The sequence below is a fragment of the Mixta theicola genome, from assembly GCF_002895925.1.
GTDB lineage: Bacteria > Pseudomonadota > Gammaproteobacteria > Enterobacterales > Enterobacteriaceae > Mixta > Mixta theicola.
In genome coordinates, this window is sequence record NZ_NWUO01000015.1 from 51,726 (window position 1) to 73,823 (window position 22,098).

Sequence of the window (22,098 nt, forward strand, 5' to 3'; positions counted from 1 at the left end):
TGGAACTGATATGCAAAAAGTTGTCCTCGCCACCGGTAATCCGGGCAAAGTCCGTGAACTGGCCGATCTGCTGGCGGATTTCGGCCTGAATATTGTGGCGCAAACCGAGCTGGGCGTGGAATCCGCTGAGGAAACCGGCTTAACCTTTATTGAAAATGCCATTCTGAAAGCGCGTCATGCCGCACAGATAACCGGTCTGCCGGCGATTGCCGATGATTCGGGGCTGGCGGTGGACGCGCTCGGCGGCGCGCCAGGGATCTACTCGGCGCGCTACGCCGGCGAGGCGGCCAGCGATCGGCAGAATCTGGAGAAGCTGCTGGACGCGCTGCAGGATATACCGGAAGGCCAGCGTCAGGCGCAGTTCCACTGCGTGCTGGTTTATCTACGTCATGCAGCCGATCCGACGCCGCTGGTATGCCACGGCAGCTGGAGCGGTGAAATTATCCGTACGCCGGCAGGCGTTGGCGGTTTTGGCTACGATCCGATTTTTTACGTCCCGGAGCTGGGCAAAACCGCAGCCGAGCTGAGCAAGGCGGAAAAGCACGCGGTTTCTCATCGCGGCCAGGCGCTGACTCTGCTGCTGGAAGCAATGCATAATGGCTAATCTTCCACCGCTCAGCCTTTATATTCATATTCCCTGGTGCGTACAGAAATGCCCCTACTGCGATTTCAACTCGCACGCTTTAAAAGGCGAGGTGCCGCATGAAGAATATGTTAATCATCTGCTGGCCGATCTGGAGCGCGATCTGCCGTTAACCGGCGGGCGGGAAGTAGCCACTATCTTTATCGGCGGCGGCACGCCCAGCCTGTTAAGCAGCGCCGCAATGCAGCAGCTGCTGGACGGCGTGCGGTCGCGCCTGCCGCTGGCTGCCGGGGCGGAAATTACCATGGAAGCCAACCCCGGTACGGTGGAAGCCGATCGTTTTAGTGCTTATCAGGCGGCAGGAATAAACCGTATTTCTATCGGCGTGCAGAGCTTTAGCCCGCTTAAGCTACAGCGCCTTGGCCGCATTCATGGCCCGGAAGAGGCAAAGCGCGCAGCGCAGCTGGCCGCCAGCCTTGGCCTGCGCAGTTTTAACCTTGATCTGATGCATGGCCTGCCCGATCAGTCACTGACCGAAGCGCTGGACGATCTGCGCCAGGCGATTGCGCTTAATCCGCCGCATCTCTCCTGGTATCAGCTAACGATTGAGCCGAATACGCTGTTCGCTTCGCGTCCGCCGGTGCTGCCGGATGATGACGCGCTGTGGGATATTTTTGAGCAGGGGCATCAGCTGCTGACGGCGGCAGGCTATCAGCAGTATGAAACCTCGGCCTATGCCAAACCTGGCTATCGCTGCGAGCATAATCTTAACTACTGGCGCTTTGGCGACTATCTTGGCATTGGCTGCGGCGCGCATGGCAAGCTAACGCAGCCGGATGGCCGGATTGTGCGTACGGTAAAAACGCGCCATCCACGCGGATTTATGGCAGGAGATTATCTCGATAAGCAGCACGAAGTGGCGGATGAAGATAAGCCGTTTGAATTCTTTATGAACCGTTTCCGCCTGCTGGAGCCAGCGCCGCGCCGCGACTTTACGCGCTATACCGGTCTGGACGAAGCAATTATCCGACCGCAGCTGGATAGCGCGCTGGAGAAAGGCTATCTGACGGAAACGCCGGAATTCTGGCAGGTGACGGAGAAAGGTAAACTGTTCCTTAACTCGCTGCTGGAGCTGTTTTTAGCGGAGTGATCTGCTCGATTAAAACCGAAGGCTCATTGGTATTAGCCGCTATATTACGCTGATATCATGAGCTTTTTTTAACGCTCTTAATGGCCGGATGGCGATTTAAATAATGATGCTTGCATTGTCTTTATCATCTACAGAATAATACCTTTTTCTTTTAATATCGCTAAATGCTTCAGCATCAGCCTGTATTCCTCATTTCGCTAAGCGACAACGCTAATTATATTGGTATGAGTTTTAACATAATGCTTTGATAACTTATTAATTATAACTCCCTAAAATAATTCCCTGCTGGTTAATGACTTACTGCACAAAGCGCTATAGCGCTATAGCGCTTGACCCATCCTGGCCGCATTCTATATGTCATCGAGTGTTCAGAAAGACAAATGCTCAAGTACCATCGAGCCGTTTGATACTTATTCATCCCGGCAATAAGCCCCAGGATACCGAAGGATGCCTGTTACCAGGCACAAACAGAAATATTAATGAAGTAACACAAAGCGTTATTTTATACGAAAAACTAAAATGTTTGATGATTAAAAATGGAATACATAACTTTAAGGTTTTTATAATGTCTTGCTACGTTGATCATGGGAACCAATCATGCAGATAAAGATCATGAAATCAGCAATTTTTAGTTTTGCTCTACTATTTTTTAGTATAACCGTTTCTGCAGAGGAAAAATTAACTGGTGGTACGCTACAGGCTTACTGGCGGGCAGAATGGAACGCTGAAGCAACCATCAATACGCCTGAACTGAATTTCAGATATTTCCCTGCAGAAGGTTCCTCTTACGGAAAATACATTATAGACATAATATTCAAAGGAAGTGAGGAGGAAAAAATAGCTTTTATTAAAAAAATCTTCGCTAATATACCCAGCAATTTTTTAGATTATCATGAATGGTATGTTAACCAGCAAGGCACTGTTAATGTAAAAAGTAGAGGAGTATATGTTATGTAATTCCTCTAACTATGAAGCGGAGTTAATTTCGTTCACCCCGATTGTATTTAACGAAAACATTAATACACAAGGAGAAAACAGGTACACCAACTGTGGTTACGGTGGCCGATACCCCTACCTAACCTCATATACCCTTAAATCAGATGCGAAAAGCGGTCAACTCAAGCGTGAGCCCAATGATAACGCTAAAACCAGCTATACCTTTACGCATGATAACAACGTCGTAAAAATTAAAACCATTAATAAAGAATGGATGTATGTCTCCTTACGTGATCTCACCAAGCCCGATCCATTAAGCGATAAAAGAGGCTATATTAAATTTAGCGATGTTGAGCCATTGAATTAACATTACTCCTTCAGCCAGCAGCTGCGGACAATACTTAAGCGCCCTGATCACCTTTTGGCCATCAGGGCGTATGACTATTTAAGGCCAGCTAACACCGCTTTACGCTGGTTTTCCAGCGCGGTCACGCGATTACACACTTCGTGGCCGAAGTTCTGGAAATCCTGTTCCTGATTGCTCCATTCAGCCTGGATCGCCTGCTGCAGGCCGCCCAGGTTGCCCATAATCGCCTGCAAAGGGTTATTGCCCTGGCTGGCCTGTTTGGTGCCCATTTCATTCAGGCTGTCCTGAACTACGCCGCCCAAACTGCTTTGTACCAGCCGCTCTCCGTCAGCACGAACCTGATCGATAGCCTGATGATGGAAGGTTAATCCGTCGCTGCGATGCTCGATAATGCGGTTCATTTGCTGCTTCAGCTGTTTATCCAGCGTGGTGAGCCGGTTGCGCACGTTGCTGTCCGCCCCCAATTTTTCAACCACCACCTTATCCAGCGCCACGCGACCTTTTTCCAGCCGCTGCGATGCGCCCTGGTCAACCCATGGCAGATCGCGACGCAGCGCCGTCTGATAATCTATCGCTTTCTGACGCGTCGCATTATCTGGCTGAATCTGCTTGCCGTTGTACTGCAGATCGCCCACCGGGGAGATGATCAGATTACCGCTGGCGCCTACTACCTGTACCGACTGCGGCGTAATAACCACATCATCCTGCGGTTTCACCGGGCATTCATAAGCCGCGTGCGCCTGCACCGCAGCCAGAAAAAGTGCGCCCGTCAGCGCTTTACGCATCATAAAGACTCCTGCATTCGTTATAGGTCATCATTCTCCTGTGCGTCTGCCTGAAAAACAGACGCTGCGGTAAGCCTGCCGCAATTTCCACCGCTGCCAGCCAGCTTCGGGGCGCTGAGTTAGCGCGCTGCCGGTCTGCCAGTATGCGCGCCAACTTAGCGTTTAGTCCCACCAGACATCAAACAGTTCAGTGACTTTTACGCCTTCCATTTTGCGCGCTTCCAGCCACTGTCGGACCAGTTCGCGCTGCTCATCGGTACATTTACCGATTTTTTGCAGGCAAACCAGCCCTTCCCATTGCAGATAACCGCTGCCGTCAAATGCCAGCCCGTTAGGTTCAATCACTTCATTGATAAAAGCATCAACGGTCGTATCGATCTCTTCTATCGCCGTGCCCTGCGGGAACGTCCAGGCAACGGAAAAGCCCAGCTCCTGAAACTCGTCGATATGCAGCTTCTTACGTAAACGGCGGCTACGCTGTGTTGCCATTATTTAATCCTCTCAAACATTAAATCCCATACGCCATGGCCCAGTCGCTGCCCGCGCTGCTCAAATTTCGTCAATGGCCGCGTTTCCGGACGCGGCACATAGTCATTGGTTGCGGACTGGTTTTGATAACCCGCCACGCTGCTCATCACTTCCAGCATGTGCTCAGCATATTCCTGCCAGTCGGTGGCCATATGGAATACGCCGCCCAGCTTCAGTTTACGCAATACCAGCTCGGCAAAAGGCACCTGCACAATACGGCGCTTATTATGACGCGCTTTATGCCAGGGATCGGGGAAAAATAGCTGCACCATACGCAACGAGTTATCCGGGATCATCTTTTCCAGCACTTCAACCGCATCGTGACACATCACGCGCAGATTTTTAATGTCGGCTTCCTGAGCCGATCCCAGGCAGGCTCCCACGCCAGGTGCATGAACCTCGATACCGAGGAAATTTTGCTCCGGGTTCGTGCTGGCCATCGCCACCAGCGATGCGCCCATGCCGAAACCGATTTCCAGCACCACCGGCGCTTCCCGGCCAAATAACGCCACCAGATCCACCGGCTCCGCCTGGTACTCTACGCCCATAACCGGCCATAAGGTATCAAGCGCCTGTTGTTGGCCCTTTGTCAGGCGACCCTGACGACGCACAAAGCTGCGGATACGACGCAAAGGGCGTCCGTTTTCATCAAATTCCGGTGTGATGACGTCATTAATCATGTCGTTGCCTGCCTGTCTGCATATTCAGGAAAACGGGCATTATGCAAAGTTACCGGACAGAAGCAAGCACTTGCAAAGTTCCGGTTTACTCCACGCAATGTCTATGCTGGAATGCCTGCCTGAGTGTAGAGCAATAACGGAAATTTTCCTTCTCATGATGCAAGCGCAACAGTTCGCGCAGCAGGTGCTGGACTGGTATCAGCGCTTCGGACGTAAAACCCTACCGTGGCAACAGGCCAAAACGCCTTACAAGGTCTGGCTCTCTGAAGTCATGCTGCAACAAACCCAGGTCGCCACCGTTATCCCCTATTTTGAGCGCTTTATGGCGCGCTTTCCTGAGGTCAACGATCTGGCCGCAGCGCCGCTGGATGAAGTGCTTCATCTGTGGACCGGGTTAGGTTACTACGCCCGCGCGCGCAACTTACATAAGGCGGCGCAAACCATCGCCGATCGTCATCAGGGCATTTTCCCTGAAACCTTTGATGAGGTTGCCGCCCTGCCCGGCGTTGGCCGCTCTACCGCAGGCGCGGTGCTATCGCTGGCGCTGGGCCAGCACTACCCGATTCTGGACGGCAACGTAAAGCGCGTGCTGGCGCGCTGCTATACGGTTGGCGGCTGGCCGGGCAAAAAAGAGGTGGAAAAGCGCCTGTGGCAGATTGCAGAAGAGGTCACGCCTGCGGCAGGCGTTAGCCAGTTTAATCAGGCGATGATGGATCTCGGCGCGCTGGTTTGCACGCGCTCAAAGCCCAAATGCGAAATCTGCCCGCTGAATAACGGCTGTATGGCTTATGCCGAGGGAAGCTGGGCCAGCTATCCCGGTAAAAAACCAAAGCAGACGCTGCCGGAACGCACCGGCTATATGCTGCTGATGCAGCGCGGCGACGGCGTCTGGCTGGAGCAGCGCCCGCCCGTTGGGCTGTGGGGCGGCCTGTTTTGCTTTCCGCAGTTCGCTAACGAAGAGGAGCTGCGAGCCTGGCTAACCGCGCGCGGCATCCGCAGCGCGGCACTACAGCAGCTGACGGCTTTTCGCCATACTTTTAGTCATTTTCACCTGGATATTGTGCCAATGTGGCTGGAGCTGCCATCCACAGGCGCGGCGATGGATGAATACGCGGGTCTCTGGTATAACTTAGCGCAACCACCGGCCGTGGGATTAGCCGCGCCGGTCGAACGCCTGCTGCAAGAATTGCGGCATCCCCAGCAAATATCGCTGCATATGCGCGTTTCTGAAGAGGAAAAGTAATGAGCCGCACAATTTTTTGTACGTTTCTGCAACGCGAAGCTGAAGGCCAGGATTTTCAGCTTTACCCAGGCGAACTGGGAAAACGCATCTACAATGACATCTCGAAAGAAGCCTGGTCAAAGTGGATGAGTAAACAGACCATGTTGATTAACGAGAAGAAACTCAACATGATGAACCCGGAAGATCGCAAGGTGCTGGAGAAGGAGATGGTCAATTTCCTGTTCGAAGGCAAAGATGTGCATATCGAAGGTTATACCCCACCAGAGAAATAAAATTTTGGGCCTCATTTGAGGCCCCTGTTTTGGGTTCAGCGCAGATACGATGAAAAAAAAATTTATTGCTTTGCTGGTGATAGCACCGCTGCTGGTTTCCTGCTCAGGAAGTAAAAAACAGACCTTCCATGAGGAATGGGTAAAAGATACCAACGGCTTCGACATTTTGATGGGCCAGTTTGCTCATAACATCGAGAATATCTGGGGAATCAACGAAGTCCTGATAGCCGGGCCAAAAGACTACGTTAAATACAGCGATAACTACTACACCCGCAGCCATATCAATTTTGAAAAAGGCTCGATCACGATTGAGACCATTTCTGGCACCGATCCGGCGGCCAGCCTGCGTCAGGCGATTATCACCACCTTGTTGATTGGTGAAGATCCCGGCAATGTCGATCTCTATTCTGATGCCAACGATGTGCAACTTAGCAAAGAGCCGCTGCTGTATGGCCAGGTGCTGGATAATACCGGTCAGCCTATTCGCTGGCAGGGCCGCGCCGCCAGCTTCGCGGATTATCTGATTCAGAATAAGCTACAGCGCCGCGTTTCCGGTCTGCATGTGATCTGGTCCGTCACCATTCCGATGGTGCCTAACCATCTCGACAAGCGTGCGCACAAATATCTGCCTCTGGTGCGTAAGGCGGCGGAAAAATATAACGTTGATGCTTCGCTGATCCTGGCGATTATGCAAATCGAATCCAGCTTTAACCCGTATGCGGTCAGCCATTCCGACGCGCTGGGTCTGATGCAGGTGGTTCAGCATTCTGCCGGTCTTGACGTCTTCAGAATGAAAGGGAAATGGGGCAAACCCAGCCGCAGCTATCTGTTCGATCCGGAAAATAATATTGATACCGGCACCGCCTATCTGTCGATTTTGCAGGACAATTATCTGGCGGGGATTGCTAATCCAGTATCGCGACGTTATGCGGTGATTACCGCCTATAACGGCGGCGCGGGCAGCGTGCTGCGCGTGTTCTCCAGCGATAAAGATCGGGCCTTTGCGCAGATCAACTCGCTGGCGCCGGACGACGTGTACCAAACCCTGACCACCCGGCATCCATCCGCCGAGTCACGCCGTTATCTGTATAAAGTCAGCCACGCCCAGCGCAGCTACAACCGCTTTTAACGCGCATAAAAAAGCCAGCCTGAACCAGGCTGGCCTTTTATTTAAAACCCTGATGCTGGCGTTAACTATTAACGCTGAATATTTTTAAACTGCTTAGTTGTATTGGTTAAAGCCACTTCCGTTGGTAACCGCTCCATTGAGCTGGCGCCATAAAAACCGTCGCACAGCGGGCAGTTATCCATAATAAATTGCGCATCTTCCGGCGTAGAAATCGGACCGCCGTGGCACAGCACGATAATATCTTCACGCACCGCTTTCGCCGCCTGTGCCCAGGCATTGATTAGCGGCACGCAATCCTCCAGCTTCAGCGCGGTTTCCGCGCCGATATTTCCGCCGGTGGTTAATCCCATATGCGGCACGATAATATCCGCGCCCGCCTCGGTCATCGCGACAGCATCCTGTTCGCTAAAAACATACGGCGTGGTGAGCATATCTTTCTGATGCGCCAGGCGGATCATCTCAACTTCCAGCCCATAACCCATGCCGGTCTCTTCCAGATTGGCGCGGAAGTTACCGTCTATCAGGCCCACCGTAGGAAAGTTTTGTACGCCGGAAAAGCCGAGCGCCTTTAAGTCGTCCAGAAACTTATCAAAATGGCAGAAAGGATCGGTGCCGTTTACGCCTGCCAGTACCGGCGTTTTTTTAACGACCGGCAGCACTTCTTTCGCCATATCAACCACGATTTCATTCGCGTTGCCGTAGGCCAGCAGCCCTGCTAATGAACCACGTCCCGCCATACGATAACGCCCTGAGTTATAAATTACGATCAGGTCGATGCCGCCCGCTTCTTCACATTTGGCGGAGAGTCCGGTGCCCGCGCCGCCGCCAATGATCGGTTCACGCCGGGCAATCATGGCACGAAAATTTTCCAGCAATTCCTGTCGGTTTAACGCAGGCATGATTAGAGTTCCCTGGTGTTGATAGTACGAAACGCTTTAACGGCAGCGTCAGCAAACTTTGCATCATTAATGTTATAAGGTAATCGTATTATTTTTCTTTTTTCGGTTGGTATCAGTTCTGCTTCCAGCGTGGAGATAAAAGCTTCATTCGCTTCGGGCGACCAGAATGGCATCCCCGGCGCGTCAAGAGCGGAAAATCCCCCTTCCGGAATTAAAAACCGTACTTCCCCTTCGCAGCGATTAAGCCTGGCGGCAATCCACTTTGCTATCGCGCGGTTTTCCCCTGGTGTGGTGCGCATTAGCGTGACCTGGGCGTTATGGTGATAAAACAGCCGGTCCGCATATTTTTCCGGCACGCTTGATGGATGGCCAAAATTGACCATATCCAGCGCGCCGCAGGAAACAACATAAGGCACCTGTGAGCGAGCGATTGCTTCAAAGCGCGTTTCAGCGCAGGCCAGTACGCCGCCGGCTAACAAATCGCAAACTTCGGTGGTGGTCAGATCCAGTACGCCGGCCAGCATTCCGCTATCCGCCAGTTTTTCCATCGCCATGCCGCCGCTGCCGGTGGCATGAAAAATCAGACAATCAAACTCGTCTTCCAGCTGCCGGCTCACCGCCTGGATACAGGGCGTGGTTACGCCAAACATGGTTAAGCCAAGCGCAGGTTTATCGTCCGCGCAGGCTTCCGGCTGGAATAGCACCGCACCCGCGATTTGATGCGCGGCGTTGCCCAGAACCTGACGCGATATACGGTTAAGGCCCGCCACATCGGTAACGGAATAAAGCATACTAATGTCGCTGGCGCCGATATAGCCCGCCACATCGCCTGAGGCCATGGTGGAAACCATCACTTTCGGCACGCCAACCGCTAAATCCTGCATCGCTGGCGTAATCAGCGCGGTGCCGCCAGAGCCGCCTAAACCGAGAATACCGGCTATATCCTGACGCGTACTAAGGTAATGCTGAAAAGCCAGCGCCATCGCCTCGATTGCACGACCACGGTCGCCGCAAAAAACTGCCGCCGCGCCCTGCGGATGAAAAGCGGCAACCTCTTCTGGCTTCACATCTGCAGCAGACCTGGCGTTAAGTGATTGTGTTGACAGGTCAACCGTCCGCGCCCGTAAGCCAGTTTTGCTAATCAAATCTCGAACGTAAAACAGTTCGCTTCCTTTAGTATCCGCTGTAGCAGCAATATAGATGTAACCGGTTTCTTTTTTCATTTCTGTTAACCATTCCTGTTAAGTAAGGCATTAATCACTTGATAAAACTGAAATAAAAACCAAAATGCTCTTTATAAGCGGATGGAAGGCCGTTCGTTCGAGACCACAGTATCATCGTCTTGATTGTTAAATCAAGCGAATGAAATGCACGTCTCAACAATAATAAGAAAAAACTGATGATTAAACAGATCGAATGTTGGCTGTTAATATTATTAGTTTGCTATAGTGCCAACAGAGCTTGGCAAATCAGCGGACACTGGGTCCGAACAGAAAAACAAGGGGTTAAAGTGGTTGAAAGGGACACCCAGGCAGATATGCCGATGACGTCTACGCGCGCCCGTACGCGCAGGCTATTAATTGAAACGGCAATGAAACTGTTTGATAGCGGTAGCTTTCCTTCCATTACCGAGGTAGCGCAGGCAGCTCAGCTCTCGCGCGCCACAGCATACCGTTACTTCCCTACTCAAAGCGCGCTGGTTTCAGCAATTGTGACTGAAACGCTGAGTCCGATGAAAAATTTCCAGCCGACAAAGCCGGATGTCAGCGATCGTATTGATGAACTACTGGCTTTCGCTTTTCCGCGCATGTTGCAACATGAAGGCACGCTACGTGCGGCGCTGCATTTATCCCTGACGCAGTGGGCGCAGTCCCGCTCTACGGATTTACCGCTGGTTAAAGAAAAGCTGATACGCGGCAACCGTAAGCAAACGCTGCAGCGAGTGGTTGAGCCGCTGCGAGCCGAGCTGCCTCCAGAAGTGCTGCAAAAGGTAATGTATGCGTTATCACTGGTTTATGGCTCTGAAATTTTTCTGGTGATGAAAGATATTTGGGGCTGTGATGATGATTCTCTGCAGGACGTTGCGCGCTGGATTGCCAGGGCTATCGTACGCCAGGCGCGGGAAGACGCGCAGTCGGAATCGGACACTGAAAAATAGATCCCTGGTAAGTTATCTGCCAGGCCTTATGGGTTTAGGCATTTTTCATCGCCTGCCAGTTGAGCAAAAGTTTACAGGTTGATTCTTAGCCAGCCAATATAGCGCCGCTTATTGCTGGCTGAAGCGTTATTAGTTCACCTCCTGTTTTCTTGCCTGGAACACGCGCAGCCTTTACCTTATGTTTGTCGTGACACGCGCTTTCATTCTTATTTTCTCTTCAAAACATATTCTTTGTCCGCTGTACAAGCGCGTCGGAAAAAGCGAAAATCAGGACAGGATTTTGCCGGAATAGTTAACGCTCCGGATTAGGTTTTGTAATTCAGATGCAAAACATCGTCATCGAAATGGAGTCAGCATGATAAATTTTCTTGATATTAACTACCAAAAATTATCAGAGCAAAGGTCGAGCGAACTATTTATCCTGAGAAAGGAAACCTTCAAAGATCGCCTGAACTGGGCAGTTAACTGCATCAACGGCATGGAGTTTGATGAATATGATAACGAACACACCACCTACGTTTTCGGCATTCATAACGATAACGTATTATGCAGCGTAAGGTTTATCGAAACCCGCTATCCTAATATGATCAGCCATACCTTTGCACCATGGTTTGATAAAGTGCTATTGCCTGCCGGAAATTATATTGAATCCAGCCGCTTCTTTGTTGATAAAGAACGCGCACGCTCTTCTGAGCTTTATCAATATCCTGTCAGTAGTATGCTTTTTTTGGCGATGATTAATTATTCTCGTCATTATGGTTATGAGGGAATATATACTCTGGTCAGCCATGCAATGCTGCGTATATTAAAGCGTTCCGGCTGGGGAGTTTCTGTAGTTGAGCAAACACTTTCTGAGAAAAAAGAGAAAATTTATATCGTGTTTTTACCGGTTGACGTTAAAAACCGCGATATACTTATTAAAAAGTCAAACCAGAATAAAGTTTTTGATGACAAACAGTTAGCCAGGTGGCCGCTGGCTTTTCAGCCTAACCTGCAGCAGGTTTAATCAGCTGTAGTTCAATGCCCATCCTGATGGCATGTTTCGCGTTCATGACGCCCAGTTTTTTAACAACATTGCCAATATGAAATTTTACGGTACTGACTTTGATACCCAGGATGAGCGCTATTTCCTGATAGGTTTTTCCAACGCTGGCCCAGTAAAGAATCTCATTTTCACGCGGTGAGAACATATCTTTATTCACCTGTTTTTTCCTGGCAGCGTTATTATCCATATCTTTATACAGCGATATCACCTTGTCATGCGCCTTGATCAACAACATCTGTAATTGTTCCTGATGTTGCGCGACAATCGCTTCCGTTTCATGAATGTGATTTTCATTCATTAAAATAGAAAGCAGCACAAGATTATTGTAATAATCATGCAAAACAAATGTATGGCCATTAACAATTTTATAATTTTTAGAAAGATTGAAAATCTTGGAAAAATTCAGCTCGCTATTGATGGTAATATTCTCATCCCATGAGAAAGGACAAATACGGGTAAAAGAGGCAATAACTACCGGATCAATTTGCTGATAATTATTTTCTTTATAAATTTCTACCCATTCCTTAGGGTAGTTTGAAATAATCACCATATCAGCCGGATTTTTCTTATTCAAAATCATATAAGCATATTTTAGGTCCCCAAGCTGACTTAATTCGCTATCGAAATAGTGCTGTGCGGTGTCGATGATCGCCTGATTTTCTGAAAAAAATAGTGACATCCATAACCTCAAAATAACGTTGTATCGTCCTTAATTTGCCCACTAACGCAGGTCCCGGTGCTAAAGTCTAACTTATAACCATGCTACATACATCGTAAAATGTATGAAAGCAAAAGACAAAGAATAAATTTTGAGCAAAAAAAAACCTGACCATAGAAGATCAGGTTGCCATCTGGCCAACACCAGGGAAAATTTATTTAAAAATTATCATACGGTTATCTGGCTCTCGTCAAGATAAACCCTCATTCTGTAATGGTATATCCATATAACCTTTTCACGCTTTCTCTGTCCGTTTCGGTATACATTTTCTGCAGTTCCGGTGAAAAACCAGGCCGCAGGTGATTAAGGTTTTCCCGGAGCGCCGGCGGCATTCCGGGAGGCGCTATTACCGTGCGGCGGTAACCCGCCAGACGGTATCCCCGGCATCATCCGCAATCAGTACGCCGCCCTGTTTATCCATCGCCAGCCCAACCGGCAGGCCGCGTACTTCTTTATGATCGTCCGTCAGAAAGCCGGTTACTACCGGCTCCGGCTTGCCAACCGGGCGCCCATCCCGGAAAGCGACAAACGACACGCGATAGCCGTTCAGCGGCGTACGATCCCAGCTGCCATGCTCGCTGATAAACGCCCCACCGTGATATTTTTCCGGCAGGCTGGTACCGGTATAAAACATCAGGCCCAGCGGCGCAACGTGCGAGCTTAGCGCATAGTCCGGTTTAATGGCTTTTTGCACCAGGTCGGGGCGCTGCGGCATTACGCGATGATCGATATGCTGACCATAATAGCTGTAGGGCCAGCCGTAAAATCCACCTTCCCGTACCGAGGTCAGATAGTCGGGCACCAGATCGGCACCGATCTCGTCACGTTCGTTAACCACTGCCCACAGCTTGCCGGTTTGCGGCTCCCACTGCAGCCCGGTGGGATTACGCAGGCCGCTGGCGTAAATACGGCTGCTGCCGGTGGCGGTATCCACTTCCAGCACCGCTGCCCGGCGATACTCCACTTCGATCCCATTTTCTACAATATTACTGTTGGAGCCGACGCCCACATACAGCTTACTGCCATCCGGGCTGGCCAGCAGCGACTTGGTCCAGTGATGGTTCAGCGGCCCGCCCGGCAGATCGGTCAATTCCGTACCGGGATCGGTAATGCGCGTCGCACCGTTCTGATAGCGATAGCGCATAATATTATCGGCGTTAGCCACGTACAGCGTATCGCCCACCAGCTGTACGCCAAACGGCGAATGCAGGTTTTCAAGGAAAATATGTTTTTCCCAGGTTACGCCGTCGCCGCTGGGATTGCGCAGCAGCGTAATGCGGTTGCCACCCTTCCCGCCTTTACCGGCTGCTTTCTGCACCAGGCCCATCACCAGCTGCTTCGGCATACTCACCGCCTCCGTGCCTGGGCTGTTAGCTTCGACTACCAGCACATCATTATCAGGCAGGACGTAAACCTGACGTGGATGCATCAGACCATCCGCCACCTTGGTAATTTGCAGGCCGCTGGCTACCTTCGGCGTTTCGCCCGGCTTCCAGGCGACGCCTTTCGGCACCTGCATCGGCGGCAGCAGAAAATCCTGCGCCTTCGGCAATACCGGATCGGGTCCCATCTGCTGACTGGGATCGACCGAAGCCCGATCATCGCAGCCGCTTAACAGCAGCGCGGAAGAAACGCCGAGCAACAGTAATTTTTTCATCGTGTCGCTCCTTCTGCGCTACGCAGGCGCAGGGCCAGTTGGATATTGGCGAGGCAAAGCAGCGCCACCACCAGCGTAGAGAGGATCACGCCCGCCGGCACCACGGCGTAAGCATCACGGCTATGAACAAAGGCATCTAAAATCGCCAGCACGATCGCCACGATATTTGCCCAAAAATGAATTTTTACCGGCGACGTTTGCGGCCATGAAGCGCCAACCCATACCTGCACCAGATTAATCAGCCGGGGAATAATAGCGATAATCAGCCCAAAAGCGATCAGCCAGCTGGCGCTTTTGGTCCACATCTGGTTGTAACTATTCAGATAAATGATGTCAAAAATCCAGGCGGCGACGAAAAAGCCCAGCGGAACAGGATTAAGGAATTCATACAGCGCCACTGCAAGCGCAGAACGGCGTCTGGTCGCATAGGGATTCATAGCAGGCTCCTGTAGTAACGAGAAAGATCGGCCGCAAGGCATTTGCTGCCGTAGCGCCATCCTGAAAAAGCGTAGTAAAAATAACCACTTTCGGTCACAAAACAGGCAAAAATAATCAATCTTTGCCAACAGGCGCACAAAAGGCGCTTGTGACAAAGATATATCTTAGATATGTTTCTGTCCTTACTTCACCATGAGACTAACACTATGAGCGCAGAGACGTTTATTCAGAACTGGCCCCTTCCGACGCGTAAGAAAAATCAGCTGAGACTGCGGCAGTTGCGCGTGCTGCATAAAACGCAGATTGGCAGTTTTTATCGTATTTGCCTAACCGGCGACGACCTGCAGGGCTTTCTGTCCCACAGCTTTGATGACCATATCAAACTCTTTTTCCCCGACGCAGAAAACGGCGAGCTGGTGCTGCCGGAAACAGGCGATCAAGGCGTAATATGGCCGGAAGGCAAACGTCCGCAGGCGCGCGACTATACGCCGCTGGCCTGGGACGCAGCGGCCAATACGCTGACCATCGATTTCTTTATTCATCCTGGCGGTCTCGCCAGCGGCTGGGCGGAAAAAGCGCAGCCCGGCGATCCGCTGGTGATTGGCGGCCCGCGTGGCTCTTTCTGTATGCCGCTGGAATATGCGTTTCAGCTGTATCTGTGTGATGAATCCAGCCTGCCGGCGCTGGGACGCCGCCTGGCCGAGATTGCAGCGGCACGGGTAGAGGCGGAAATTCACGTCATGATTATGGCGGACGAAGCACAGAGCAGAGCTTACCTGCCGTCGCTGACGGGCGTGAACTGTCACTTCCTGCCCGCAGGCGATGTGGATGCTGCGCAGCGTGCGCTGCAACAGCTGGCGATCCCGCAGCAGGGATATTTCCTGTGGCTGACCGGCGAAGGCGATCGGGTAAAAACGCTGATCGACTACCTCACCGGGGAACGCCAGATTAATGAAAACTATCTGCGTGGCGTGGCCTACTGGCATCAGAAATAATCTTCTCTCCCCGGCAGGGACGCCAGGGATCGCTTGTTTGTTCAATAGCTTGTTAAAGAGAAATAGTGATGAAAGATAAAAACAGTTCTGCTTTTTTTGCCCACAAAAAACGTAAAGAACGGCTGCTGGATGCAACGGAAGTTCGTCTGCTTATTCTGAGTATTCTGGATACGCGACCGGCGCACGGCTATGAAATTATTAAGGCGATTGAAGAGTTATCGCGCGGCGAATACGCGCCCAGCCCCAGCCTGATTTACCCTAACCTGACGCTGCTGGAAGAGATGGGCTATGTCACCGCAAAGACGGAAGAAAACCACAAGAAAAACCACTGGCTTTCCCCCGAAGGGAAAGATTTCCTGAACCAGCAGCAGGCGCAGCTGCAAAGTGTGATCGCCCGTATGCAGTCGCTGGCGGTGTTGGCTAATAATCGCAGCCTGCCGGAAGTACAGCGCGCCATTCATAATATGCGCACCGCGCTAAATACGCGTCTGGCCGACGAGCATATCTCGCAGCAGGCGCTGCATACGATTATCGATGTGCTGGACGAGGCTGCGAAAAAGATCGAGCGTAGTTAGCCAGAAGCGGCAAACGGCGGGTTCTGCTACCGATACGGTCAGCAATGAGCGGGAAATGCAGCAGGGAAACTCGCCTTCGACATGGCCGAAGGCGAGTGATTAGCGATTATTCGCTGGTGCGATAGCGTTCCAGCCAGTGAGCGTACGGCGCAGGCAGCACCCAGGCCGCCTTATCTTGTTTCAGCGCCAGCGCGGCCTGGTAAGGCCAGTGCGGGTTCGCCAGATGAGCGCGGCCTACCATAACCAGATCCAGCTGCTGCTCCTCAACGGTACGGTTGGCAATCGCTGGGGCATCGATGCCCCAGGCGGAAGCGACCGGGATCTGCGCTTCACGGCGTACGCGCTCAGCAATCGGCGCCAGGAAAGCCGGGCCCCACGGAATAGCGGCGTCCGGCGTAGAGAAGCCGACGCTAACGCTCAGCAGATCCAGACCGCCGGCACGCATCTGACGCGTCACCTCGATCGATTCTTCCAACGTTTCTTCATCACGGCCGTCATACTCAATCACGCCAAAACGCGCGGTCAGCGGCAGGTTTTCTGGCCACACGTGGCGTACCGCCTCCAGGGTTTCCAGCATAAAGCGGCTGCGTCCAGCAAGGTCGCCGCCATATTGATCCTGGCGCTGATTAGCCCGTACCGAGAAGAAGCTCTGCGCCAGATAGCCGTGTGCAAAGTGCAGCTCCAGCCATTCAAAACCGGCATCGCGAGCGCGACGGGCGGCGGTAGCGAAATCTTCACGCACGCGGGCAATATCTTCCAGCGTCATCGCTTTCGGCACCTGCGGCAGGTTAGCGCCAAAGGCAACGGCGGAAGGTGCGATGGTTTCCCAGCCACGACCGTCGTCGGCAGCGATATGGTCATCGCCTTCCCACGGACGGTTGGCACTCGCCTTACGTCCGGCATGAGCGATCTGAATGCCCGGCACGGCGCCTGCCGCTTTAATATCACGGGCGATCTGCGCCAGCTTTTCCGCCTGCTCGTCGTTCCAGATACCAAGGCAACCGGGAGTGATACGGCCTTCCGGCGCCACCGCCGTCGCTTCGACAATTACCAGGCCCGCGCCACCGCGAGCCAGCCCGCTATAGTGAACGCGATGCCAGTCATTGATCAGACCGTCGGTGGCGGTGTACTGGCACATTGGCGGCACCGCAATGCGGTTACGCAGCGTCACGTCTTTCAAAGAAAACGGTGAAAATAAACCTGACATTTAAACCTCTTGCGTTCAGGAAAAGTGAATATGGCCGGGCCGGTCAGCCCAAAAAGAAAGCCGATAATAACTCGCCCATATTTTTTAAACTTCACCGTATTTGCTACGCATTCTATTCTCGATCTCCTCCGGGCTTTTCCCATACGTTTCCGGCAGCAAACGAAACAAAAGAGCCGATATTGAGCTACACAAAGATAAAAGAAGGCCTGGTTACCCGTCAGGCCTGGCGCGGCACCATCAGCACGATGGTAATAAATGAAATAATGCAGAACGCGACGTTAACCAGCAGGCCAGCGGACGCGGCGGTTGCCGTGCCCTGCGGCAGCATCGCCGCATAAACCGAGGCGGAGATGGCAATACCGAACGCGCCGCCCAGCGAGCTGGCCATTTTATAGATACCGGACGCCACGCCAATTTTATCCTCCGGCGCGCTGGAAATGGCGGTATCGGTGGAGGGCGTGGCATAAAAGCCCAGCCCCAGGCCAAACAGGATATAGCCAATAAATACCGCCGCCACGTAGGTACTGTCGGGGAGCTGCGTTAGCGCCATTAACGCCACGCCGCTGCCGGTGATCGCGGTGCCCCACATCATCGGCTTGCGTGCGCCCACCTTTTGCAGCAGCTTTTCACCAACGCGGATCATTGCCAGCACCGCAATCAAATAGCCAATGGTAAGCATTCCCGACTGAAAGGCGCTGAATCCGCGCCCTTGCTGCACATAGACGCTGGCGACGATCAGCGTGCCGGCGACGGCGTTCAGTAAAAAGTTGGAGAGCGTCGCTCCGCTGTAGGCGCGATGCTTAAACAGCGCAAAGTCGATAAAGCTGGCGCTTTTTTACGCCGCGCGCCGGTAAAAACAGCAGCGCCGCCAGCAAAAATATACCGCCGGGGATCAGAATAAAGCTACTCGTCCAGCCAAAAGCGTTGCCTTTAGTAATGGTCCAGTTCAGGCAGATAAGCATAACGACAAAGGTAAACAGGCCAAAATAATCAAAGCGATGGGAGACGGTGGCCGCTACCTTGCTTTCCGGCGTGCCGCGTATCAGCAGCATTCCCGCCAGCGCAAAGAGGATCGACAGAATAAACACCCATTTCCAGCCGCAGTAAGTAGCTATCGCCCCGCCCGCCAGCGAGCACAGGCCGGAGCCGCCCCAGGAGCCAATCGACCAGTAGCTGAGCGCCCGCTGCCTTGCCGCGTCCTGATAATAGGTTTTTATTAACGCCAGCGTGGCGGGCATAATACAGGCGGCAGATAATCCCTGAATAATACGCCCGACGGCAAACAGTAGGGTATTTTGCGCCATAATCAGGCACAGGCAGCCGATAATACTTAATACAAACCCCAGCTGGGTCATTTTCACCCGACCAAAGCGATCGGCAAAACCGCCCGCGACAACAATAAAGCAGCCGGAGAATAATCCCGTCAGGCTAATAGCTAAATTTAACGATCCCAACGGTATGGCCACGTCCTGCTGAATAGCCGGTACAATATTCACCACCGATTGCGCAAATAGCCAAAACGTCAGCACTCCGGCCATAATTCCGATAATTAATCGGCCGCTTCCCTGAACCGCTACGGACCCAGTCTGATTTATACCTGTCGCGGACATCCAGATTCCCTCTGTTTTTTATCGTGCTATGTCGGTTATTATTCGACGCCCAACGCGGCGCGAGGACTATTCAACCGAAAATGGTTAACTTAGAAAACGTTCCGTCAGATGGCTAAAGAACAGCGCGCCCGGAACAATGAGCTCGTCGTTAAAGTCGTAGCCAGGATGATGCACCATACATCTTTCCGGCTCGTCACCCGCGCCAAGGAACAGATAGCTGCCGTGCGGATTTTCCGTCAGCATAAAGGCGAAATCTTCGCTGCCCATTACCGGTGCGGTATCAGTACAGATGCGATTTTCACCGACCAGCTCGCGCGCCACGTCGATAGCGAACCCGGTTGCCGCAGCGTCGTTGATCAGTACCGGGCTGCCGTTTACATGCTCGATTTTCACCTTCGCGCCGAAGCTTTGCGCCTGTCCATGAGCGATATCGCCGATGCGCTTAAGCAGCTGCAGACGCACCTTATTATCCAGCGCGCGTACGCTCAGCTTCAGCATAGCGCTGGCGTTGATAATATTGGGCGCTTCCCCTGAACGCAGGCTGCCGACGGTGACCACGGCGGGAGAAAACGGCGAGACGTTGCGGGAGACGATAGTTTGCAGCGCCAGCACAATCTGGCAGGCCACCAGCGTAGCGTCGGTTGGTTTTTCCGGAAAGCTCCGTGGCCGCCCTTGCCGCTCACCTCAATATGCAACGTATCGGATGAGGCCATCATCGCGCCGGTTTTAAAATAAAAATGTCCCTTTTTTAAGCCCGGCATATTGTGCAACGCATAAATCGCATCGCAGGGAAATTGCTGAAACAGTCCGTCTTCCAGCATCAGTTTACCGCCGTACAGCAGCTCTTCCCCCGGCTGAAATATCAGATGCAGCGTACCGTTAAAATGCTGGGTTTTCGCCAGATATTCCGCCGCGCACAGCAGCGTCGCCGTATGGCCATCGTGGCCGCAGCCGTGGAATTTGCCATCCGTTCTGCTGCTCCAGGATTTGCCAGTCTGCTCCTGCATCGGCAGCGCATCCATATCCGCCCGCAGGCCCAGCGTTTTACCGCCGCTGCCCACCTTTAGCGTGCCCACTACGCCGGTTTTCGCCATTCCGCGATGCACCTGATAGCCCCAGGAGCGTAATTTATCGGCGACGATATTGCTGGTACGTAGCTCTTCCAGCCCAATCTCAGGATGCTGATGCAGATCGCGCCGCAGCGTGGTAAATAACGTCTGGTTATTTATAATATGCTGAAATTTTTCTTTCATAGCCCGCCCCATGTAATGTCATACCAAGGAATATCAATGCCAAATAGTTTTCGGCCATTACTTTCTCTTTTCCGGGCAGATTAAAATGCGTGCATTTTCACATAAAACAAAAAAAGAGATGACTAATATTATGGATAGTTGCTGTTAATATATTATTACCCGTACTGACAATAGCTTGCTCAGCTATTTTTTACGCCGCTCTGGTTAATGCCGGAGAAAAATAAATTTAACGCGGCGCGGCAGGCTTTGCGAGGCGCTCTTTAGCCATTACGCTTAGTTAAATAACTAATCGTATACGCATCAATAAACAGCAGCCAATTTAACCAGTAGCCAGGGCGTTATTTTTTAAAACATCAGTGATATTAAACCCGCCCTGGTTTATTAGAATTATCCGTTGCAGGTTACGCTTATTTAATCCGTTAATACGCATCAGGAAAAATAGACAATAGCCTGCTAATAATAAGCGTCGGCGGGAATCAATATAAATCAGGAAGAAATTAATGCGCCAGAAACCACGGCGGCCGCCCGCCGTGGCTGAGAATTAACGCGCGTTGTTCAGACCAAATTGGTCAAAATCAGCGGCATCGTGGCGCTCTGGCAGCTGCTGCTCGCCCCTGGTACGGTTAACGATGCGTCCGCGCTGCACCGCCGGACGCTTGCTGATCTCCTGCGCCCAGCGCTGCAGGTTTTTATACGAAGAGGCGTCAAGAAATTCCGCTGCCTCGTACAAGCCGCCCTGCACCAGCGCGCCATACCACGGCCAAATCGCTATATCGGCGATGCTGTATTCTTCACCGGCAATATAACGGTGCTGAGCCAGCTGGCGATCCAGCACGTCCAGCTGACGCCGGGCTTCCATAGCAAAGCGGTTAATGGCGTATTCGATCTTCTCCGGCGCGTAGTGATAAAAATGGCCGAAGCCGCCGCCGATATAGGGCGCTGAGCCCTGCAGCCAGAACAGCCAGTTCAGCGTTTCAGTGCGGGCGGCGCGTTCCTGCACCAGGAAGTGGCCAAATTTTTCCGCCAGATAAACCAGAATATGGCCGGATTCGAACACGCGTAACGCAGGCGTTTCCGAGCGGTCAAGCAGCGCCGGTATTTTGGAGTTGGGGTTAATCTCAACAAAGCCGCTGGAGAACTGATCGCCTTCACTGATACGAATCAGATGCGCATCGTACTCCGCGCCGCTTTCACCCAGCGCCAGCAGCTCCTCCAGCAGAATAGTCACTTTCTGCCCGTTCGGCGTACCCATTGAGTAAAGCTGCAGCGGATGTTTACCCACCGGCAGCGCCGCTTCATGCGTTGCGCCAGCCATCGGACGGTTTATTTTCGACCAGCTTCCCGCGCCCTGCTGATCCCATTGCCAGACCTTCGGCGGCTGATAATTGTTCTCTGACATGATGTGGTGTCCTTAATAGTAGTGATTAAGTAACGACTACGCTGAACCGAGTGTAGCAGGCGGCATTAAACAAACTTAACCTTGCTGGCCTTCATCAAAAAGGCTGCACGTCAAAATGACAGGCCAGAGTCATTTTGACGCGTTCCGATGGCATCAAAATGACAGCGCGATTTATTTTAAACCTTTAAATTCAATCTATTAATGATGGCATACGGCTTGCAATAAAAGTGGTAACAGTAGCGCCACTGCGACTGTGCTAACCGCTAAAGGAGCCAACCATGCCCTGGTATGATGATTTACAGCGTCAGGTAGAAAAATGCGCCAGCAGCGAAAATATGATGCGCGAACTGCTGGGAGAAATCGGTGTGGAAGAGATGATTGCCCATAATGAAGGCTATGCTTTACCGCGACGTCGCCGACTTTTTAACACGCTACGCCAACGCTTATTCCGCTCCTAGGCATCGTTGATGT

At 52.1% G+C, this 22,098-nt stretch carries 23 protein-coding genes and 3 pseudogenes; 13 read left to right on the forward strand and 13 right to left on the reverse strand.

Features of this window, described 5'->3' with window-relative positions:
* Positions 1 to 10 precede the first annotated feature (10 nt).
* The 5 genes from COO59_RS17215 (at position 11) to COO59_RS17230 (ending at position 3,036) form a co-directional block, all read left to right on the forward strand.
* Positions 11 to 604, forward strand: coding sequence for an XTP/dITP diphosphatase (locus COO59_RS17215; protein ID WP_103060970.1), 594 nt, complete (start codon positions 11 to 13; stop codon positions 602 to 604).
* On the forward strand, positions 597 to 1,733 hold the full coding sequence (hemW, locus tag COO59_RS17220; RefSeq protein ID WP_103060971.1) for a radical SAM family heme chaperone HemW: 1,137 nt from the start codon (positions 597 to 599) through the stop codon (positions 1,731 to 1,733). The genes COO59_RS17215 and hemW overlap by 8 nt, the downstream gene beginning before the upstream one ends.
* A 292-nt stretch (positions 1,734 to 2,025) precedes the next feature.
* Positions 2,026 to 2,340 carry a DUF5675 family protein gene (locus COO59_RS21680; RefSeq protein WP_409371605.1) on the forward strand — a complete coding sequence of 105 codons (315 nt, stop codon included), beginning with the start codon at positions 2,026 to 2,028 and terminating at the stop codon, positions 2,338 to 2,340.
* A gap of 5 nt (positions 2,341 to 2,345) precedes the next feature.
* Positions 2,346 to 2,690, forward strand: a complete 345-nt coding sequence (locus COO59_RS17225; protein ID WP_133158619.1) for a hypothetical protein — start codon at positions 2,346 to 2,348, stop codon at positions 2,688 to 2,690.
* Entirely contained in the window at positions 2,680 to 3,036 is a 357-nt protein-coding gene (locus tag COO59_RS17230) for a hypothetical protein (RefSeq protein WP_103060973.1), read from the forward strand. Before COO59_RS17225 ends, COO59_RS17230 begins: the two co-directional genes overlap by 11 nt.
* Positions 3,037 to 3,110: 74 nt before the next feature.
* Here COO59_RS17230 and COO59_RS17235 read toward each other — a convergent pair whose 3' ends face one another.
* The 3 genes from COO59_RS17235 to trmB all read right to left on the reverse strand — a co-directional run bounded on the left by COO59_RS17235 (position 3,111) and on the right by trmB (position 5,029).
* Entirely contained in the window at positions 3,111 to 3,824 is a 714-nt protein-coding gene (locus COO59_RS17235) for a YggN family protein (RefSeq protein WP_103060974.1), read from the reverse strand.
* Positions 3,825 to 3,983: 159 nt separating this feature from the next.
* Complete coding sequence (locus COO59_RS17240; protein ID WP_103060975.1) at positions 3,984 to 4,310, reverse strand: YggL family protein; 327 nt, start codon at positions 4,308 to 4,310, stop codon at positions 3,984 to 3,986.
* Positions 4,310 to 5,029, reverse strand: a complete 720-nt coding sequence (gene trmB / locus COO59_RS17245; RefSeq protein WP_103060976.1) for a tRNA (guanosine(46)-N7)-methyltransferase TrmB — start codon at positions 5,027 to 5,029, stop codon at positions 4,310 to 4,312. The genes COO59_RS17240 and trmB overlap by 1 nt, the downstream gene beginning before the upstream one ends.
* A gap of 154 nt (positions 5,030 to 5,183) precedes the next feature.
* Between trmB and mutY the strand changes: the two genes are divergently transcribed.
* From mutY to mltC, 3 genes are read left to right on the forward strand one after another with little or no spacing between them, the layout of a single operon-like run.
* A complete protein-coding gene (gene mutY, locus COO59_RS17250) occupies positions 5,184 to 6,272 on the forward strand; it encodes an A/G-specific adenine glycosylase (RefSeq protein WP_103060977.1) in 1,089 nt (362 codons plus the stop codon).
* A complete protein-coding gene (locus COO59_RS17255; protein WP_085070177.1) occupies positions 6,272 to 6,544 on the forward strand; it encodes an oxidative damage protection protein in 273 nt (90 codons plus the stop codon). The genes mutY and COO59_RS17255 overlap by 1 nt, the downstream gene beginning before the upstream one ends.
* Positions 6,545 to 6,593: 49 nt before the next feature.
* Positions 6,594 to 7,673, forward strand: a complete 1,080-nt coding sequence (gene mltC, locus COO59_RS17260; protein WP_103060978.1) for a membrane-bound lytic murein transglycosylase MltC — start codon at positions 6,594 to 6,596, stop codon at positions 7,671 to 7,673.
* A 68-nt stretch (positions 7,674 to 7,741) separates the two neighbouring features.
* Here mltC and COO59_RS17265 read toward each other — a convergent pair whose 3' ends face one another.
* Complete coding sequence (locus COO59_RS17265; RefSeq protein WP_103060979.1) at positions 7,742 to 8,572, reverse strand: phosphoenolpyruvate hydrolase family protein; 831 nt, start codon at positions 8,570 to 8,572, stop codon at positions 7,742 to 7,744.
* 2 nt (positions 8,573 to 8,574) lie between these two features.
* Entirely contained in the window at positions 8,575 to 9,795 is a 1,221-nt protein-coding gene (locus COO59_RS17270) for a Tm-1-like ATP-binding domain-containing protein (protein ID WP_103060980.1), read from the reverse strand.
* A gap of 314 nt (positions 9,796 to 10,109) precedes the next feature.
* On the opposite strand from COO59_RS17270, the gene COO59_RS17275 reads away from it, so the two are divergent.
* On the forward strand, positions 10,110 to 10,730 hold the full coding sequence (locus COO59_RS17275; protein WP_103060981.1) for a TetR/AcrR family transcriptional regulator: 621 nt from the start codon (positions 10,110 to 10,112) through the stop codon (positions 10,728 to 10,730).
* 355 nt (positions 10,731 to 11,085) lie between these two features.
* Positions 11,086 to 11,736 carry an acyl-homoserine-lactone synthase gene (locus tag COO59_RS17280; RefSeq protein WP_103060982.1) on the forward strand — a complete coding sequence of 217 codons (651 nt, stop codon included), beginning with the start codon at positions 11,086 to 11,088 and terminating at the stop codon, positions 11,734 to 11,736.
* Here the strand turns inward: COO59_RS17280 and COO59_RS17285 are convergent.
* From COO59_RS17285 to COO59_RS17295, 4 genes and pseudogenes are all read right to left on the reverse strand, one after another.
* The gene (locus COO59_RS17285) at positions 11,717 to 12,454 is read right to left on the reverse strand and encodes a LuxR family transcriptional regulator (protein WP_103060983.1); all 738 of its coding nucleotides are present in this window, start codon (positions 12,452 to 12,454) and stop codon (positions 11,717 to 11,719) included. The two genes, COO59_RS17280 and COO59_RS17285, sit on opposite strands and share 20 nt — an antisense overlap.
* A gap of 242 nt (positions 12,455 to 12,696) precedes the next feature.
* A pseudogene (locus COO59_RS21320) lies at positions 12,697 to 12,816 on the reverse strand (hypothetical protein); the annotation flags it as partial.
* Positions 12,817 to 12,839: 23 nt separating this feature from the next.
* Positions 12,840 to 14,150 (reverse strand): PQQ-dependent sugar dehydrogenase, encoded by a 1,311-nt coding sequence (locus COO59_RS17290; RefSeq protein ID WP_103060984.1) that lies wholly within the window; start codon positions 14,148 to 14,150, stop codon positions 12,840 to 12,842.
* A complete protein-coding gene (locus COO59_RS17295) occupies positions 14,147 to 14,587 on the reverse strand; it encodes a DUF2231 domain-containing protein (RefSeq protein WP_103060985.1) in 441 nt (146 codons plus the stop codon). Before COO59_RS17295 ends, COO59_RS17290 begins: the two co-directional genes overlap by 4 nt.
* Positions 14,588 to 14,794: 207 nt before the next feature.
* Between COO59_RS17295 and COO59_RS17300 the strand changes: the two genes are divergently transcribed.
* A complete protein-coding gene (locus COO59_RS17300) occupies positions 14,795 to 15,583 on the forward strand; it encodes a siderophore-interacting protein (protein WP_103060986.1) in 789 nt (262 codons plus the stop codon).
* 68 nt (positions 15,584 to 15,651) lie between these two features.
* A complete protein-coding gene (locus tag COO59_RS17305) occupies positions 15,652 to 16,158 on the forward strand; it encodes a PadR family transcriptional regulator (RefSeq protein ID WP_103060987.1) in 507 nt (168 codons plus the stop codon).
* A gap of 106 nt (positions 16,159 to 16,264) precedes the next feature.
* Here the strand turns inward: COO59_RS17305 and COO59_RS17310 are convergent, their stop codons facing one another.
* From COO59_RS17310 to yghU, 4 genes and pseudogenes are all read right to left on the reverse strand, one after another.
* Positions 16,265 to 17,365: an NADH:flavin oxidoreductase/NADH oxidase gene (locus tag COO59_RS17310; protein ID WP_103060988.1), complete on the reverse strand. Its 1,101-nt coding sequence runs from the start codon at positions 17,363 to 17,365 to the stop codon at positions 16,265 to 16,267.
* Between the two features lie 217 nt (positions 17,366 to 17,582).
* Positions 17,583 to 18,975 (reverse strand): annotated as a pseudogene (locus COO59_RS21685) (MFS transporter).
* 84 nt (positions 18,976 to 19,059) lie between these two features.
* Positions 19,060 to 20,228 (reverse strand): annotated as a pseudogene (locus COO59_RS17320) (M20 aminoacylase family protein).
* A 541-nt stretch (positions 20,229 to 20,769) separates the two neighbouring features.
* Positions 20,770 to 21,627, reverse strand: coding sequence for a glutathione-dependent disulfide-bond oxidoreductase (gene yghU / locus COO59_RS17325; protein ID WP_103060989.1), 858 nt, complete (start codon positions 21,625 to 21,627; stop codon positions 20,770 to 20,772).
* A gap of 278 nt (positions 21,628 to 21,905) precedes the next feature.
* Between yghU and COO59_RS17330 the strand changes: the two genes are divergently transcribed.
* Positions 21,906 to 22,085, forward strand: coding sequence for a hypothetical protein (locus COO59_RS17330; RefSeq protein WP_103060990.1), 180 nt, complete (start codon positions 21,906 to 21,908; stop codon positions 22,083 to 22,085).
* The last annotated feature ends 13 nt before the right edge of the window (positions 22,086 to 22,098 follow it).

Bases quoted from the DNA above. Each gene is read 5' to 3' on its own strand.
- COO59_RS17215 (WP_103060970.1), top strand. From the start codon at position 11: ATGCAAAAAGTTGTCCTCGCCACCGGTAATCCGGGCAAAGTCCGTGAA.
- hemW (WP_103060971.1), top strand. From the start codon at position 597: ATGGCTAATCTTCCACCGCTCAGCCTTTATATTCATATTCCCTGGTGC.
- COO59_RS21680 (WP_409371605.1), top strand. From the start codon at position 2,026: ATGACTTACTGCACAAAGCGCTATAGCGCTATAGCGCTTGACCCATCC.
- COO59_RS17225 (WP_133158619.1), top strand. From the start codon at position 2,346: ATGAAATCAGCAATTTTTAGTTTTGCTCTACTATTTTTTAGTATAACC.
- COO59_RS17230 (WP_103060973.1), top strand. From the start codon at position 2,680: ATGTTATGTAATTCCTCTAACTATGAAGCGGAGTTAATTTCGTTCACC.
- COO59_RS17235 (WP_103060974.1), bottom strand. From the start codon at position 3,824: ATGATGCGTAAAGCGCTGACGGGCGCACTTTTTCTGGCTGCGGTGCAG.
- COO59_RS17240 (WP_103060975.1), bottom strand. From the start codon at position 4,310: ATGGCAACACAGCGTAGCCGCCGTTTACGTAAGAAGCTGCATATCGAC.
- trmB (WP_103060976.1), bottom strand. From the start codon at position 5,029: ATGATTAATGACGTCATCACACCGGAATTTGATGAAAACGGACGCCCT.
- mutY (WP_103060977.1), top strand. From the start codon at position 5,184: ATGATGCAAGCGCAACAGTTCGCGCAGCAGGTGCTGGACTGGTATCAG.
- COO59_RS17255 (WP_085070177.1), top strand. From the start codon at position 6,272: ATGAGCCGCACAATTTTTTGTACGTTTCTGCAACGCGAAGCTGAAGGC.
- mltC (WP_103060978.1), top strand. From the start codon at position 6,594: ATGAAAAAAAAATTTATTGCTTTGCTGGTGATAGCACCGCTGCTGGTT.
- COO59_RS17265 (WP_103060979.1), bottom strand. From the start codon at position 8,572: ATGCCTGCGTTAAACCGACAGGAATTGCTGGAAAATTTTCGTGCCATG.
- COO59_RS17270 (WP_103060980.1), bottom strand. From the start codon at position 9,795: ATGAAAAAAGAAACCGGTTACATCTATATTGCTGCTACAGCGGATACT.
- COO59_RS17275 (WP_103060981.1), top strand. From the start codon at position 10,110: ATGCCGATGACGTCTACGCGCGCCCGTACGCGCAGGCTATTAATTGAA.
- COO59_RS17280 (WP_103060982.1), top strand. From the start codon at position 11,086: ATGATAAATTTTCTTGATATTAACTACCAAAAATTATCAGAGCAAAGG.
- COO59_RS17285 (WP_103060983.1), bottom strand. From the start codon at position 12,454: ATGTCACTATTTTTTTCAGAAAATCAGGCGATCATCGACACCGCACAG.
- COO59_RS17290 (WP_103060984.1), bottom strand. From the start codon at position 14,150: ATGAAAAAATTACTGTTGCTCGGCGTTTCTTCCGCGCTGCTGTTAAGC.
- COO59_RS17295 (WP_103060985.1), bottom strand. From the start codon at position 14,587: ATGAATCCCTATGCGACCAGACGCCGTTCTGCGCTTGCAGTGGCGCTG.
- COO59_RS17300 (WP_103060986.1), top strand. From the start codon at position 14,795: ATGAGCGCAGAGACGTTTATTCAGAACTGGCCCCTTCCGACGCGTAAG.
- COO59_RS17305 (WP_103060987.1), top strand. From the start codon at position 15,652: ATGAAAGATAAAAACAGTTCTGCTTTTTTTGCCCACAAAAAACGTAAA.
- COO59_RS17310 (WP_103060988.1), bottom strand. From the start codon at position 17,365: ATGTCAGGTTTATTTTCACCGTTTTCTTTGAAAGACGTGACGCTGCGT.
- yghU (WP_103060989.1), bottom strand. From the start codon at position 21,627: ATGTCAGAGAACAATTATCAGCCGCCGAAGGTCTGGCAATGGGATCAG.
- COO59_RS17330 (WP_103060990.1), top strand. From the start codon at position 21,906: ATGCCCTGGTATGATGATTTACAGCGTCAGGTAGAAAAATGCGCCAGC.